Genomic DNA, 14,398 nt, shown 5'->3' on the forward strand with positions numbered 1-14,398 from the left:
CCGGGACGGCGCTGGCCACCGCCGACGCGAACTCCTCCGGAGCCACATTGACCAAGCCTGCGTCGGTCATAGCTTGCCCGGGACCCGAAACGAATGCCTGGGCCGCGTCCGGGTTGGCAAACAAATCCATGATGTATTGGATCAGCCGGTCCATGATTGATTCCCCTCCAAGTCCCCTTCGCCGGATCGACCGGCGTTCTGCAATACACGCTATGGATTCCGCCCCCGCTCGGAATCGGGGTTGGATCCCCCAGCTGACCGAGGCCCCACCGGGATCCATGGGGGCATCCCGTTAGGGGATTAGGGGATATGCGGGGATGCCCCAACGCAGCCCAAAGAAGCCCCTATCACGTGGTATTAGCGCAGCTCAGAGCTGTAAAATTCGACCGCGAAGGTGAAGACTCAGCCGTGCAGGCCGAAGTCGTGGTGCTCGGGCTCCCCGGGATGCGGGTGGGCGACCGGGTGATCCCACACGCCGAGGTCGTGCGCCGGGAATCCCCCATGGTCGACCGTTGCATCCGGCGTCTCAGCCCCGGTGAGCTGCACCGACGCTCCAGGAGAGTCAATACCGAGCGGCCGTGGATCGGTGGGCGGCTGGACGGGCGTCGGGATCGACGGCTGATGGATCACGCTGGCCGCCGGACCGTGCGAATCGACCACCCCCGCGGGGGTGTGCGGCGTGAATGCATCGAGGGCGGCCGCAGCCGCGCCGCTTGCCCAGACGTTTCCATGATCGGGGGCGGGCACGCCCGAGGCCGGTGCTGTCGGAGAACCCATCGACAGCGAATCCGTCACCATAGGAATCAGATTATTGACATCGGCGCTGGTCACATCGGTGAGGTGAGCATCCGCGATGGACTGCGCGGGGTTGGCCGCGTAGCGCGCCGCGGCATCGGGGTCGCGCACGAGCGAGATCACGAAGTCGAGCAGTGAGTTTGCCATCGGGCGCACCTCCTTGCCGTACTCCGCCCTTGCCATCGGCGTCCACAGGGGCCGCCCAGTCAATTGCCACGATGCTATCGGCTCAACCGAGCGATGTGATCGGTGCGCACCCCACCCGGCGCCCGACGGCATTAGGGGGTGCTGCGTTAGGGGAATCGCGGGACTACGGGGATGCCTACCCGGATACGGGGGTTGGTACGGCTATGGTGAAAAACCACTCCTGACCACCAGCGCAGCACCGATTAGGGGGTACGCGACATCAGCGACTCCCAAATGGCCGAAAAAATCGCGCAAGCACTGGCCGACGCACCGACCATTCCGGTCAAGCTCGTGATCAGCGGCGGTATCGGAACCGGGAAAACCACCGCCCTTGCCGCGGTCCGCGACGAGCTGCGACGTTCCGGGCTGACCGTGCTCGCCCGCCCTGCCCGGGCGGGCGATCCACCCGATGCCGCGCTGGTCATCGACGACGCCCACCTGATGAGCGAGCCCGAGCTGCTCAGCCTTATCGAGTCTGTCGCCGACCCGCGCACCACCGTGGTGGTCGCCGCCGAGCCGCAGCAACGCCTGCGGGACCTGACCGTGGCGATGGAGCGGGATCGACCGCGCATATCGCTGGATCCCCTGCCCGTCGCCGAAGACCTGGCGGCGTGCACCGCGGGACTGCCGTTTCTGGTTAACGCAACGTCGCAGGGCACACACTCGCCGGCCCAGGCGGCCACGTTCGCGCTGATCGCACGGCTGCGCCGGCTCGACGAACCCGACCTGGACACGCTGCTCATCATGTCGCTGACCCAGGACCTGGGAGCAGCCGATATTGCTGCGGCACTGGGCATTTCGGCGACTGATGCGCACCTGCTGGTCGATCGGGCCCGCGCCAGTGGGCTAATCGAGCCATCACACAGCCCCGAGTTCCTGCAGCTGGTACACGGCGCGGTCTCCCAGATCGTCGGCAATGCCCACCACCGCGAGGTCGAAACCGCCCTGCTGCGCTCACAACTCGACATGTCGACGGTTTCGCCGCAGTTCGCACTGCGGCTCGCCGAACACGGGCTCGAAGACGACCGGCTGGCGGCCATCCTCGCGACCGAAGCAGCAGCAGCTCGTGGTGAGTCAGTCAGGGCCGCAAGGCTTTACCAAGCCGCGGTCACCGCCGGGGCCACAGGTCTGACGTCCCGGGTCGCCGATGCGCTGGCCCTCAACGGGGATTGCGCTGCCGCGGCAGCACTGGCCGACGAGCTACTCAGCTCCCCCGACTCCACTGAACGTGCTGCGGCAGTTCGGATCTCGGCCAGCGTCGCAGCCCATGAGGGCAACGCGAACCAGGCGGCGGAATTGTTCAGCTGGCTCGGCCCGCACCCGGACGCGGTGGTCGGTGCCGCCGCCGCGATCGCGCTCACCGCGACCGGCGACCTGACCACGGCACGTGCCGCGCTACGCCTTCAGGACTCCGGTCCGCCGACGATGGCCGCCCGCAGCGCGCGCAGTCTGGCCGAGGGGCTGCTGCTGACCATGGACCGGCCGTACCCGGCCGCGATGGCGAAACTCAGCCAGTCCATCGCGGCCGAACAAACTGTGAGCGAGGTCATTCCGGACAGCCCGGCCGCGCTGATCACCTTGGCCGCGATCCACGGTGGCGATCCGGTCCGCGCCCGCACCGTAATCGGGCGCGCCCGCCGCCCCGGCGGTGATGCGCTGTTCGCGCCGCGGCACACCTTGCTGTCCGGCTGGATCAAGATGCTGGACGGGCAGCTGCCATCGGCCAGCGCGGAGGTCACTGCGGCCGGCTCCGGGCTGCACCCGCGCGACGCGTTGTGGGCGGCGGCGCTGCAGACGGCGATCGCGCGTCGCAGCGGCGACACCGGCGCGCTGCAAAAGCATTGGTACGCAGGCATGGAGGTGCTCGCCGAGTACTCCATCGACCTGTTCGCGCTGCTGCCGTTGGGCGAATTGTGGGTGGGCGCCGCCCGGATACGCCAGGTCGAACAGGTGCGCCACGCCCTCGATCAGGCGTTCACCCTGCTGGAATCACTGGGCAACCCGATTTTGTGGGCAATCCCACTGCACTGGGCCGGTGTGCACGCGGGAATCCTCGCCAACGCGCCGGATTTGGTCGCCCCGCATGGGCAGGCCCTCGGCGCGGCGGCCGCGGCCAGCACCCTCGCGCACGCCCTATCGGGGTCGGGCCGTACCTGGCTACGCGTCCTCGCCAACCAGGTCGACGCCGACGAGGTCACCGCGTCGGCCAGGGCGCTAGCGCATGTCGGGCTGACCTCGGATGCGACCCGGCTGGCCGGCCAGGCGGCGCTGCAAACACCCGACGGCAGGGTGTCCGGAGCGATGCTGCAACTGGCCCGGGATCTTAAATTGGGCGCGGCCCCGGGCGATATTCCCAGCGAGCCGACCGGCGCGGAACCCGAGGCCGCGACTACGTCGGCCCTGCATCAGCCGACGTCGGGATCGCCGCTGTCGCATCGCGAACGCGAGGTCGCCGAACTCTTGCTCCTGGGCCTGCCGTATCGCGATATCGGTGCGCAACTGTTCATTTCGGCGAAGACGGTCGAGCACCACGTGGCCCGAATCCGTCGCCGGCTAGGCGCCGGATCACGCTCGGAGATGTTGTCTATGTTACGTGCCATGCTGGCCCCGGAAGGCTAAGCCGCAGGTCAAAGGCTTTCGCGAATCCCAGTTAGGGCAACCTTTCTCGCGTCGATACCGGCCCGGATGTCACTATGAGCTAGCAAAGATCGAACGAATTTTCGTTGAGTGACGATGCAATGGGGAGAGACCTTCGGTGACCACGCAGACGATCATCAGATTGGTGTTGGGGCTGGGCCTGACCGCGATCGTGGCGTTGTTGGCACTGAAACGCGTCTGGTGGCTCTACCGGCTGATCATGTCCGGCCAGCCGGTCAGCGGCCGCACCGACAACGTCGGCACCCGAATCTGGACACAAATCGCCGAGGTGTTCGGTCAGCGCAAGCTACTGAAATGGTCGATCCCCGGCCTTGCCCACTTCTTCACCATGTGGGGGTTCTTCATCCTCATCACGGTGTACATCGAGGCATACGGCACCCTGTTCCAACCCAACTTCCACATCCCGATCGTCGGCCGCTGGGACGCGCTGGGTTTCCTGCAGGACTTCATTGCCCTCGCCGTGCTGGGCGGCATCATCACGTTCTCGATCATCCGATTGCGTAGCGAGCCAAAGGAACACGGCCGTTCGTCGCGGTTCTACGGCTCCCACACCGGCGGCGCCTGGCTGATTCTGTTCATGATCTCGCTGGTCATCATCAGCTTTGCGATTTTCCGCGGCGCCGCGGTCAACACCGGAAACTTCCCGTACGGCTGGGGGGCGTTTTTCTCGCAAGGCATGGGCAAGCTCATGCATCCGCTGGGCGAAACCGCCAACGAGTGGATCGAAACGTTCGCGCTGCTAGCCCACATCGCGGTGGCACTGTTCTTCCTGCTGATCGTGCTGCACTCCAAGCACCTGCACATCTTCCTCGCGCCGATCAACGTCACCTTCAAACGCCTGCCCGACGGCCTGGGCCCACTGCTGCCGATGGAATCCGGTGGCAAGCCGATCAACTTCGAAGATCCCGGCGAGGACGACGTTTTCGGTCGCGGCAAGATCGAGGACTTCACCTGGAAGGCGAACCTCGACTTCGCTACCTGTACCGAGTGTGGGCGCTGCCAGTCGCAGTGCCCAGCCTGGAATACCGGAAAACCCTTGTCGCCCAAGCTCGTGATCATGGACCTGCGCGACCACTGGATGGCCAAGGCGCCTTACATCCTGGGCGAGAAGACCGCCGAGCCGCTCGAGGGTCTGGACCTCGAGACGGAAAAGGACGAAGGACACCATGTCCCGGAGTCCGGCTTCGGTCGCATTCCCGGGCACGGACCCGAGCAGGCGGCCCGTCCGCTGGTCGGTACCGCCGAACAGGGCGGCGTGATCGATCCCGATGTGCTGTGGTCCTGCGTGTCCTGCGGCGCCTGCGTCGAACAGTGCCCGGTGGACATCGAGCACATCGACCACATCATCGATATGCGCCGCTACCAGGTGATGATGGAGTCGGAGTTTCCGTCCGAGCTGTCGGTGCTGTTCAAGAACCTGGAGACCAAGGGCAACCCGTGGGGCCAGAACGCCGGGGACCGCACCAACTGGATCGACGAGGTCGACTTCGACGTTCCGGTCTACGGCCAGGACGTCGAGAGCTTCGACGGCTACGAGTACCTGTTCTGGGTGGGATGCGCCGGCGCGTACGACGACAAGGCCAAGAAGACCACCAAGGCGGTCGCCGAGCTGCTGGCCATCGCCGGGGTGAAGTACATGGTGCTGGGCACCGGGGAATCCTGCAACGGCGACTCCGCACGCCGATCGGGCAACGAGTTCCTGTTCCAGCAGCTGGCCGCCCAGGCCGTCGAGACCCTCGACGGGGTCTTCGAGGGCGTGGAGACCGTCGACCGCAAGATCGTCGTCACCTGCCCGCACTGCTTCAACACGCTCGGTAAGGAATACCGCCAGCTGGGCGCCAACTACAGCGTCCTGCACCACACCCAGCTGCTCAACCGGCTGGTGCGCGACAAGAAGCTGGTTCCGGTAACGCCTGTCTCGCAAGACATTACGTATCACGACCCCTGCTACCTGGGCCGACACAACAAGGTGTACGAAGCGCCGCGCGAGCTGATCGGCTTTGCCGGGGCGAACCTCACCGAAATGCCGCGCAACTCCGACCGCAGCTTCTGCTGCGGCGCCGGCGGTGCCCGCATGTGGATGGAAGAGCACATCGGCAAGCGCATCAACCACGAGCGCGTCGACGAGGCGCTGGCCACCGGCGCCGCCACCATCGCCACCGGCTGCCCGTTCTGCCGCGTGATGGTCACCGACGGTGTCAACGACCGCCAGGAAGAGGCCGGCCGCAGCGGGGTCGAGGTGCTCGACGTCGCCCAGATCCTGCTCGGGTCGCTCGAGTACGACAAGGCGACGCTGCCGGAGAAGGGCACGGCCGCCAAGGAAGCAGAGGAAAGGGCGGAAAAGGCCGCGAAGGCCGAGCCCAAGGCCGCTGCTCCCGCCGCCACGGCACCGGCCGAAGCACCCGCAGAGGCCGCGGAACCCACCGAAGCCGAGCCCACCACCAAGGCCGCCCCGGCGCCCGCGAAGGGGCTGGGTATCGCCGGCGGCGCCAAGCGACCCGGCGCCAAGAAAACTGCGGCCCCGGCCGCCGAAGCCAAGACGGAAGCCGCGCCCGCCAAGGGGCTCGGCATGGCCGCCGGCGCCCGGAAGCCCGGCGCCAAGAAAGCCGCTGCCCCGGCCGCGGAAGCCCCGGCCGCGGAAGCCCCGGCCGCCGAGGCGGCGGAAGCCAAAACGGAAGCCGCACCCGTCAAGGGCCTGGGCATGGCCGCCGGCGCCCGGAAGCCCGGCGCCAAGAAGGCAGCCGCCCCGGCCGCCAGCGCACCGGCGACCGAAGCCAGGCCAGAGCCCGCCGAGGCCGAGGCGTCAGCGCCCAAGGCAGAGGCCACCGAACCCAAGGCACCGGCCGCACCCGTCAAGGGCCTGGGTATCGCCGCGGGTGCCAGGCGCCCCGGTGCCAAGAAAGCGGCCCCGGCAGCCGAGGCGAAAACCGAGGCCGCCGCGCCCGTCGAGCAAAAGACTGAGGCCAAAGCGGAGCCCAAGCCGGAGCCGGCCGAGGAAACCAACGGCGACGCGGCCCCACCGGCAGCGCCCGTTAAGGGGCTCGGCATCGCCCGCGGCGCCCGCCCTCCGGGTAAGCGCTGATCACAGATTGGCCTCTATCAGCAAAAATCGGTGGACACCGATGGCACCATGGGTGACGTGACCACTCACCAGGTGCCCGTGCACAGCCCCGGCCACCACCGGCAGCGGACCTTCGCGCAGTCGTCCAAGCTTCAGGACGTTCTGTACGAAATCCGCGGCCCGGTGCACCAGCATGCTGCGCGGCTGGAGGCCGAGGGGCACCGCATTCTCAAGCTCAACATCGGCAACCCGGCGCCGTTCGGCTTCGACGCACCCGACGTGATCATGCGCGACATGATCCAGGCGCTGCCCTACGCGCAAGGCTATTCGGACTCGCAGGGGATCCTGCCGGCCCGGCGCGCGGTGGTCACCCGCTACGAACTGGTCGACGGCTTCCCGCGGTTCGACGTCGACGACGTCTTCCTCGGCAACGGCGTATCCGAGCTGATCACGATGACGCTGCAGGCCCTGCTCGACAACGGCGACCAGGTGCTGATTCCCTCCCCCGACTACCCGTTGTGGACGGCGTCGACGTCGCTCGCCGGGGGCACGCCCGTGCACTACCTCTGCGATGAGACCCAGGGCTGGCAGCCCGACATCGCCGACATGGAGTCGAAGATCACCGAGCGCACCAAGGCGCTGGTCGTGATCAACCCGAACAACCCCACCGGCGCCGTGTACAGCCGCGAAATCCTGAGCCAGATGGTCGACCTGGCCCGCAAACACCAGCTGCTGCTGCTCGCCGACGAGATCTACGACAAGATCCTCTACAACGACGCCAAGCACATCAGCCTGGCCACTCTCGCGCCCGACCTGCTGTGCCTGACCTTCAACGGCCTGTCGAAGGCCTACCGGGTCGCCGGGTACCGGGCCGGCTGGCTCGCGATCACCGGACCCAAGGACCACGCCGGCAGCTTCATCGAGGGAATCAGCCTGCTGGCCAACATGCGGCTGTGCCCGAACGTCCCCGCCCAGCACGCGATCCAGGTCGCCCTCGGCGGCCACCAGAGCATCGACGACCTGGTGCTGCCCGGCGGCCGGCTACTCGAGCAGCGCGACGTCGCGTGGACCAAGCTCAACCAGATACCCGGGGTGTCCTGCGTCAAGCCGGACGGCGCGCTGTACGCGTTCCCGCGGCTGGATCCCGAGGTCTACGACATCGAAGACGACGAGCAGCTGGTCCTCGACCTGCTGCTGCAGGAGAAGATCCTGGTGGGCCAGGGCACCGGCTTCAACTGGCCGGCCCCGGATCACCTGCGCATCGTGACCCTGCCGTGGGCGCGTGATCTGTCCGCCGCGATCGAACGGCTGGGCAACTTCCTGACCGCCTATCGGCAGTAAGCCGCCTCTACGGTGGAGCGGGTGACCCACTCGCACTCGCACACCCTGTCGTCAGGACCGTCCCCGCTGGGGCCGCTGCCCGCCAAGATCGTGGTGGGGCTGCTGGTTGCGATCGGGATCGCCGCGATCGCCGGTGCGGCGATGCTGTGGCCGAGCCGCCAGCACGTCGACATCCCGATGCCGTATCAGAGCGCGACCGGCGGGGCGGTGAGCACCGAGCGCGCGCACGTGCTGTCCAGCGGGTTGGGCGACTGCGGCAGCCCGTCGGCCAGTCAGGTGCTCACCACGACTCCGCAGCCGGGAACGCCGGGCGCCGGGCGATGCGTCCAGACAGTGGTCGCGATCGATTCGGGTCCGAACGCCGGCGCCAAAACACTGTTGGAGTTCTCCCCGGGCCCCGGCCAGCCGCAGTTCAACCCCGATGACCGCATCCGGGTCGTGCGGCAGGTCGACGCCCAGGGCGCCACCACGTACGCGTTCTACGACTTCGAGCGCGGCTGGTCGCTGGTCGCGCTGGCCCTGGGGTTCGCGTTGGTCATTGTCGCGGTGGCACGCTGGCGCGGGCTGCTGGCGCTGGTCGGCATCGTGGTCGCGTTTCTGGTGCTGGTGGTCTTCTTGTTGCCGGCGCTGCGCGACGGCGCACCCGCGGTTCCGGTAGCCCTGGTGGCATCGGCCGCGATCCTGTACGTGGTCATCTATCTCGCGCACGGAGTCAACCTGCGCACCAGCGCCGCCCTGCTGGGCACCTTGTCGGCACTGCTGCTGGCCGCCGGATTGTCTTGGGGGGCAATCGAACTGACACATCTGACCGGACTCTCGGATGAGCAGAACTCGGCGGTCAGCGCGTATCTGGGCAGCGTGTCGATCAGCGGCCTACTGCTCGCCGGGTTCATCATCGGATCGCTGGGCGTGCTCAACGACGTAACTGTGACGCAGGCGTCGACCGTGTTCGAGCTCGCCCACGTCGGCGGTGACACCTCGCGGCGGGCGATTTTCCTGAGCGCAATTCGGGTGGGGCGCGACCACATTGCCAGCACGGTCTACACGCTGGTGCTGGCGTACGCCGGCAGCTCGTTGCCGTTGCTGTTGCTGTTCAGCGTCGCCAACCGATCGCTGAGCGACGTGCTGATCAGCGAGAGCGTGGCCATCGAGCTCGTGCGCTCCGCGGTCGGCGGGATCGCCCTGGCACTGTCGGTGCCGTTGACGACGGCGATCGCCGCGGTGCTGGCCAAACCGATTGGCGTCAGCCCCGTTCCAGCAGCTCCAGCAGGTAGCCGCCATACCCGGACTTGACGGTCTTATGGGCCCGTTTCGCAAGCTCGTCGTCGCTGACCCAGCCCTGCCGCCAGGCGATTTCCTCGGGCACGCCGACCTTCAGTCCCTGTCGGCGTTCCAGCGTACGAACGAAATCGCTTGCGTCCAACAATGAATCGAATGTCCCGGTGTCCAGCCACGCCGTGCCGCGGGCCATCACCTCGACCGCCAGCTGGCCGCGGTTCAGATAAATCCGGTTGACGTCGGTGATCTCGTACTCGCCGCGCGCCGATGGTTGCAATCCCTTGGCGATTTCGATCACGTCGTTGTCGTAGAAGTACAAACCCGGCACGGCGTAATTCGACTTGGGCGTCTGCGGCTTCTCCTCCAGCGACAACGCCATGCCGTCGGCGCTGAATTCGACGACACCATAGGCCGACGGGTTGGCCACCCAGTAGGCGAAAATCGCTCCGCCGCTGACGGATTGGAAGCGACTCAGGCTGGTACCCAGCCGTGGGCCGTAGAAGATGTTGTCCCCCAGCACCAATGCCGCGCAGTCATTGCCGATGTGCTTTGCGCCGAGGACGAAGGCCTGTGCCAGGCCGTCGGGCTTCTCCTGCTGGACGTAACTGAGGTCGATGCCGAACTGCGAGCCGTCACCCAGTAGCCGTCGAAAGCCGTCCGCGTCGTGGGGCGTGGTGATGATCAGAATGTCGCGGATTCCGGCCATCATCAACGTGGACAGCGGGTAGTAAATCATCGGCTTGTCGTAGACGGGCAGCAGCTGCTTGCTGATGCCCATCGTGATCGGGTGCAGGCGGGTGCCCGAACCGCCGGCCAAGATGATTCCGCGCATGTAGTGGCTCCTAAGCCCTAGGTAACGAGGTCGGCCCGGGTGAGTTCGGTGGCTGCCAGCGCCGACGCCAAGTCCTGGTGACGGAACACCGAAGTGACGTGGTCGTGGACGACCCGGAACGCCAACGCGGTGTTGGTGGCCGCATCGGGGGTGTCGCCCGTTAGTTCGGCGACCACGACACCGTCGTGCACGTACATCTCGCCGAGTTCGGTGGTCGCCCGGCCGGAGGAGGCCCAGGTGCGCAGCGCCTCGTGGCCCTGTGCGGCTCCGTGCGCATCACCGATCTCGATGTCGTCGCTGGACAAGGCCGCCAGGGTGTCGATGTCCGCGGCATTGAGAGCGTCGTGCCACGCCAGCACGGTGGCAATCTCCGATGTGGTCATGGCCTAAAAATTACCGTGTGCCACTTCCCAGCACCTCGTTTCCCCGACGTTGCTAGAGAGGCGTGCGCTCCAGCCAGTTTTGCCACACGGCCTCGTTGCCGAACAACTCGATACCGGTGTCTGCGAGCGGAGTTCGACGCGCCATCGCCAGCAACAGTTCGGTGGCCGCGCCCCGCAACGCCGCACTACCCTTGCCGTGCTCGTGTGACCAGGAGATGGCGGTGCCCGAGACGCCAACCGTCCATTCGCCCGCTTCGCCGAGCCCGGGGTCGGTCGCGTGCAGGTGCAGGGTCTGGTCGTCCGCGAGCGGCAGCGGCTCGCCGGTGCTGCCGGCCTGGATTGCGATCCGCTCCAGGAACTCGGTGATGCCGTCGGCCGCGACAGCGGGCTCGAGGGTGAATTCACGCCCCAGCGCGATGGCAGCGTCGGCGCGATGCACCGAGGTTTCGTGCAGCCGGCGCCGGATCCACCAGTTCGCCGGGCGCTCACCGAGAAAGGTCCACACCGGCGTCTCCACGCCGGACTGTTCGACGGCGTCGAGCAGACGTTGGGCTCCGCCGTGCAGCCAGGAGATCGCGTCGGCCGGGTCCGGTGGCGGCTTGCCAGCTTCGACGCTGCGGACGTCGAGCGGTTCGCCGAGCCGGTCCCGCACGATTTGCGCCGCCCAGCGATCGCCGCGGCCCACATGTCGGAACAGCTGCTTGAGGCTCCAGCCCGGGCAGGTCGGCACCGGGTGTGAGTCGTCGACTTCGTGGAAAAGCTCCGAAAAAGCGCGGTTTTCGTCGAGAAAGGCTGCCGCGTAGTCCACGCAATCAGGCTACTCGCCAGGGGTGCGATTCAGGGACGTCGCGCTCCGAGCCGGAACACCCGCCAACCCGCCCGCGTCCAGCGCTCGGCATCCAGGCAGTTGCGGCCGTCGACGACGACGCGGGCCCGCACCCGGTCGGCGAGGTCGTCCGGGTCGAGGTCGGTGAACTCCTGCCATTCCGTCAGCACCAGGACCGCGTCCGCGCCCTCACAGGCCTCGGTCACCGACACCGCGTAGTTCAGCGTCGGGAACAGGCGGCGCGCGTTTTCCAGGGCTTTCGGGTCGTAGACGTTGACCGCGGCCCCGTTGAGCTGCAACTGACCGGCGACGTTGAGCGCGGGCGAATCCCGGACATCGTCGGACTCGGGCTTGAAAGCCGCACCGAGCACGGCGATGTTGGCGCCCAGCAGCGAACCGCCGCACGCGGCGGTGGCCAGCTCGACCATCTTGGTGCGCCGACGCATGTTGATGCTGTCGACCTCGCGCAGGAACGTCAGCGCTTGATTGGCGCCCAGCTCGCCGGCGCGGGCCATGAACGCCCGGATGTCCTTGGGCAGGCAGCCACCGCCAAAACCCAAGCCCGCGTTGAGGAATTTGCGCCCGATGCGGGAGTCATATCCGAGCGCGTCGGCCAGCAGCGTGACGTCGGCGCCCGCCGCTTCGCACACCTCGGAGACGGCGTTGATAAACGAAATCTTCGTCGCAAGAAAGGCATTGGCCGAAACTTTGACCAATTCCGCTGTCTGCAAATCGGTTACGAGGAATGGCACACCCGCGTCGAGGATTGGCGCGTACAACTCGCGGATGACGATCTCCGAGCGTACCGAATCCTGTTGGATGCCAAGCACAATACGGTCCGGCTCCAAGGTGTCGTGCACCGCGTGTCCCTCGCGCAAGAACTCCGGGTTCCAGGCGATTTCGACGTCAACCCCCGCGGGCGCCAGCGCGGCGGTGCGCTCCCCGAGCTCGGCCGCAGTGCCCACTGGCACAGTCGATTTGCCGACCAGCACGGCCGGGCGGGTCAGCCGGGGTACGAGGTTGTCGATGACGGCGTGGACATGGCTCAGGTCGGCGCCGTATTCGCCCTTCTTTTGCGGCGTGCCGACGCCCAGGAAGTGCACGTCGGCGAAATCGGCCGCCAAATCGTAGTCGGTGGTGAACCGCAATCTGCCGGCAGCCAGGTTGTCGGTCAACAACTCTCGCAGGCCGGGCTCGTAGAAGGGGATATCACCTGCGGCCAGCTTGGCGACTTTACCTGGGTCGATGTCGACTCCGACGACCTCGTGTCCCAGTACCGCCATCCCGACTGCGTGCGTAGCACCCAGGTATCCAGTGCCAAAGACGGTGCATCGCATACCACCGTGTGTAGGTGGCCGCGATGAGCTAACTGCATCGCCCCGTCAATCGGGAGGCAAACGGGAGGTGACTAGGTGGCTCTCGGGAAACCTAGTGGCGACCAAATCCGCCGTGGCCGCCGCCGAAACCACCGTGACCGCCGCCACCCGGGAAGCCACCGCCGCCGTGGCCGCCGCCCGGGAACCCGGGGAACCCGCCGCCGCCGTGGCCGCCACCGGGGAAGCCGCCACCACCGGGGAACTCGCCGCGTCCGCCGCCGGGACCTTGGTTACCTGGGAACTCATCGCCGCCGTGGCCTCGGTTGGGGAATCCGCCGCCGGGACCCAACGGCCCGCCGGGCACGCCGATAATCGGCGGTATCGGCAGCGGGATCGGGACGGGAATGGGCGCCATGGGTGCGGGAGCCGGGGCCGCTGGGACCGGGACCGGCGCGGGCGCATCCGGTATTGGTGCGGGCGCATCCGGCACCTGGACCGGGACCGGCGCCGGGGCGTCGGGTATTTGGACCGGAGCGGGTGCTTGAGGAACGGGCGCCGGAGCGGGGATCGGGGCCGCCACAGGCGCGGGAGCCGGTGCCGCGGGCGCGGGAGCCGGAGCCGCGGGCGCCGGTGTGGCCGGGGCGACGATGTTGTGGCTGGGAACGGGCTTCACGCCGGCAGTCGGCCGAATCGCGATCGCCAGCGAAACGACCAGCGCCGCGACGCCGACGATGAAGATCGACGCCACCACGCTGCCTACCAGTCCAAATGATCGGCGTTCGTGATAGTCGGCGAGCGAGGTGGCAGCGGTGTGCTGGCCGGTGTAGGCATCGGCATAGTCGTCGGGCATAGCGCTGTATGCCAGCGCATCGTCGCCGGAGTCCGGGTTGTCGAAATATCCGGGGGCAATCGCGAACGGGGCGATGGCACCGGTGCCCGGGTCCTGCGCATAAGCCTGTGCGGCGGTAGACGAAGCGAACAGCGGCGCGTGCGCCGAGGCCAGCGCAGCGCCGCGAGCGAGCGCGGTGTCCGGCTCCTCGGGCATGGCCAGCGGGAGTGTCGTTGCGGCCTCCAGCGCCGGCTTGATCAGCGGAACATCGACGCCGGAGCCCACGACGAACACGGCGCCAGGGCACGTGTTCAGCGTCTCGGCCTCGGAGACCATCGAGGCCAGCTGGGCCACCGCGGTCTCATCGTCCTCGGCCAACGGCTGGCGATGCACATCGGCGATCGACCCGTCGGCCGTATCGACGAGCGCCAAGGTCGCGGTGTCGGGCTCGATGAACAGCAGCGCGGTCTGCGCGTAGTTGGTTTCGTTGCCGACCGCCTGCGCCAGCGCGGCCGCGGCCAGGAAGGCCGAGACCAACATCACATTCTCGACCTTGTGGGCGGCCAGTGCGTCGCGCAGGGCCGCTGCCTCGATGGGATCGGTCCAGGTGACCCCGGTCGAAGTCAGCTGGTAACCGCCCTGAGCCGCACCCTCCTGGGTTCCCAGGATCGCCGAGACGACTTGATCGGCAGCGCTGGTCGTTGCCGCGTCGTCGTCGGACGCAACGTCGAAGTTGTCTTCGTCGACGGTGACGCCATCGCCATTCTCGCCTTCGACCAGAACCATCCGGACTACCGACGGCGCCATCGACACCCCAAGTACGGTGTCCAATGCCCCTCCATTGTCATTTGCTAGACAGTGCAGCGGAGGACGTCGCCATCACAGGCTCCGGC

General features: G+C 67.4%; 10 protein-coding genes and 1 pseudogene. 4 read left to right on the top strand and 7 right to left on the bottom strand.

The annotated features are described in order from the left end of the window. Nucleotides 1–13: 13 nt before the first annotated feature. Together G6N55_RS30360 and G6N55_RS14605 are read right to left on the bottom strand one after the other, a co-directional pair. Nucleotides 14–280: pseudogene (locus G6N55_RS30360) on the bottom strand (IniB N-terminal domain-containing protein); the annotation flags it as partial. A 122-nt stretch (nucleotides 281–402) separates the two neighbouring features. Then, the gene (locus G6N55_RS14605) at nucleotides 403–942 is read right to left on the bottom strand and encodes an Rv0340 family IniB-related protein (protein ID WP_085223016.1); all 540 of its coding nucleotides are present in this window, start codon (nucleotides 940–942) and stop codon (nucleotides 403–405) included. A 273-nt stretch (nucleotides 943–1,215) separates the two neighbouring features. On the opposite strand from G6N55_RS14605, the gene iniR reads away from it, so the two are divergent. The 4 genes from iniR (at nucleotide 1,216) to G6N55_RS14625 (ending at nucleotide 9,334) form a co-directional block, all read left to right on the top strand. After that, nucleotides 1,216–3,600, top strand: a complete 2,385-nt coding sequence (iniR, locus tag G6N55_RS14610) for an isoniazid response ATPase/transcriptional regulator IniR (protein WP_085222609.1) — start codon at nucleotides 1,216–1,218, stop codon at nucleotides 3,598–3,600. 136 nt (nucleotides 3,601–3,736) lie between these two features. Then, on the top strand, nucleotides 3,737–6,721 hold the full coding sequence (locus G6N55_RS14615; RefSeq protein WP_085222608.1) for a (Fe-S)-binding protein: 2,985 nt from the start codon (nucleotides 3,737–3,739) through the stop codon (nucleotides 6,719–6,721). A 30-nt stretch (nucleotides 6,722–6,751) separates the two neighbouring features. Continuing rightward, nucleotides 6,752–8,041 carry a pyridoxal phosphate-dependent aminotransferase gene (locus G6N55_RS14620; RefSeq protein ID WP_085222607.1) on the top strand — a complete coding sequence of 430 codons (1,290 nt, stop codon included), beginning with the start codon at nucleotides 6,752–6,754 and terminating at the stop codon, nucleotides 8,039–8,041. 21 nt (nucleotides 8,042–8,062) lie between these two features. Then, nucleotides 8,063–9,334: a YibE/F family protein gene (locus G6N55_RS14625; RefSeq protein WP_085223015.1), complete on the top strand. Its 1,272-nt coding sequence runs from the start codon at nucleotides 8,063–8,065 to the stop codon at nucleotides 9,332–9,334. Here the strand turns inward: G6N55_RS14625 and rfbA are convergent. The 5 genes from rfbA to G6N55_RS14650 all read right to left on the bottom strand — a co-directional run bounded on the left by rfbA (nucleotide 9,285) and on the right by G6N55_RS14650 (nucleotide 14,336). Then, the gene (gene rfbA, locus G6N55_RS14630) at nucleotides 9,285–10,151 is read right to left on the bottom strand and encodes a glucose-1-phosphate thymidylyltransferase RfbA (RefSeq protein ID WP_085222606.1); all 867 of its coding nucleotides are present in this window, start codon (nucleotides 10,149–10,151) and stop codon (nucleotides 9,285–9,287) included. The two genes, G6N55_RS14625 and rfbA, sit on opposite strands and share 50 nt — an antisense overlap. A 17-nt stretch (nucleotides 10,152–10,168) precedes the next feature. Next, nucleotides 10,169–10,534 carry a nuclear transport factor 2 family protein gene (locus tag G6N55_RS14635; protein ID WP_085222605.1) on the bottom strand — a complete coding sequence of 122 codons (366 nt, stop codon included), beginning with the start codon at nucleotides 10,532–10,534 and terminating at the stop codon, nucleotides 10,169–10,171. A gap of 52 nt (nucleotides 10,535–10,586) precedes the next feature. Then, nucleotides 10,587–11,342 (bottom strand): maleylpyruvate isomerase family mycothiol-dependent enzyme, encoded by a 756-nt coding sequence (locus G6N55_RS14640; RefSeq protein ID WP_085222604.1) that lies wholly within the window; start codon nucleotides 11,340–11,342, stop codon nucleotides 10,587–10,589. Between the two features lie 29 nt (nucleotides 11,343–11,371). Further along, the gene (locus G6N55_RS14645; RefSeq protein WP_085222603.1) at nucleotides 11,372–12,697 is read right to left on the bottom strand and encodes a UDP-glucose dehydrogenase family protein; all 1,326 of its coding nucleotides are present in this window, start codon (nucleotides 12,695–12,697) and stop codon (nucleotides 11,372–11,374) included. A gap of 91 nt (nucleotides 12,698–12,788) precedes the next feature. After that, on the bottom strand, nucleotides 12,789–14,336 hold the full coding sequence (locus G6N55_RS14650; protein ID WP_428838888.1) for a DUF7159 family protein: 1,548 nt from the start codon (nucleotides 14,334–14,336) through the stop codon (nucleotides 12,789–12,791). Nucleotides 14,337–14,398 lie beyond the last annotated feature (62 nt).

The sequence above is a fragment of the Mycobacterium florentinum genome (genome assembly GCF_010730355.1).
GTDB lineage: Bacteria > Actinomycetota > Actinomycetes > Mycobacteriales > Mycobacteriaceae > Mycobacterium > Mycobacterium florentinum.

Coding starts and splice junctions, on each gene's coding strand:
- G6N55_RS14605 (WP_085223016.1), bottom strand. CDS start 942: ATGGCAAACTCACTGCTCGACTTCGTGATCTCGCTCGTGCGCGACCCC.
- iniR (WP_085222609.1), top strand. CDS start 1,216: ATGGCCGAAAAAATCGCGCAAGCACTGGCCGACGCACCGACCATTCCG.
- rfbA (WP_085222606.1), bottom strand. CDS start 10,151: ATGCGCGGAATCATCTTGGCCGGCGGTTCGGGCACCCGCCTGCACCCG.
- G6N55_RS14635 (WP_085222605.1), bottom strand. CDS start 10,534: ATGACCACATCGGAGATTGCCACCGTGCTGGCGTGGCACGACGCTCTC.
- G6N55_RS14645 (WP_085222603.1), bottom strand. CDS start 12,697: ATGCGATGCACCGTCTTTGGCACTGGATACCTGGGTGCTACGCACGCA.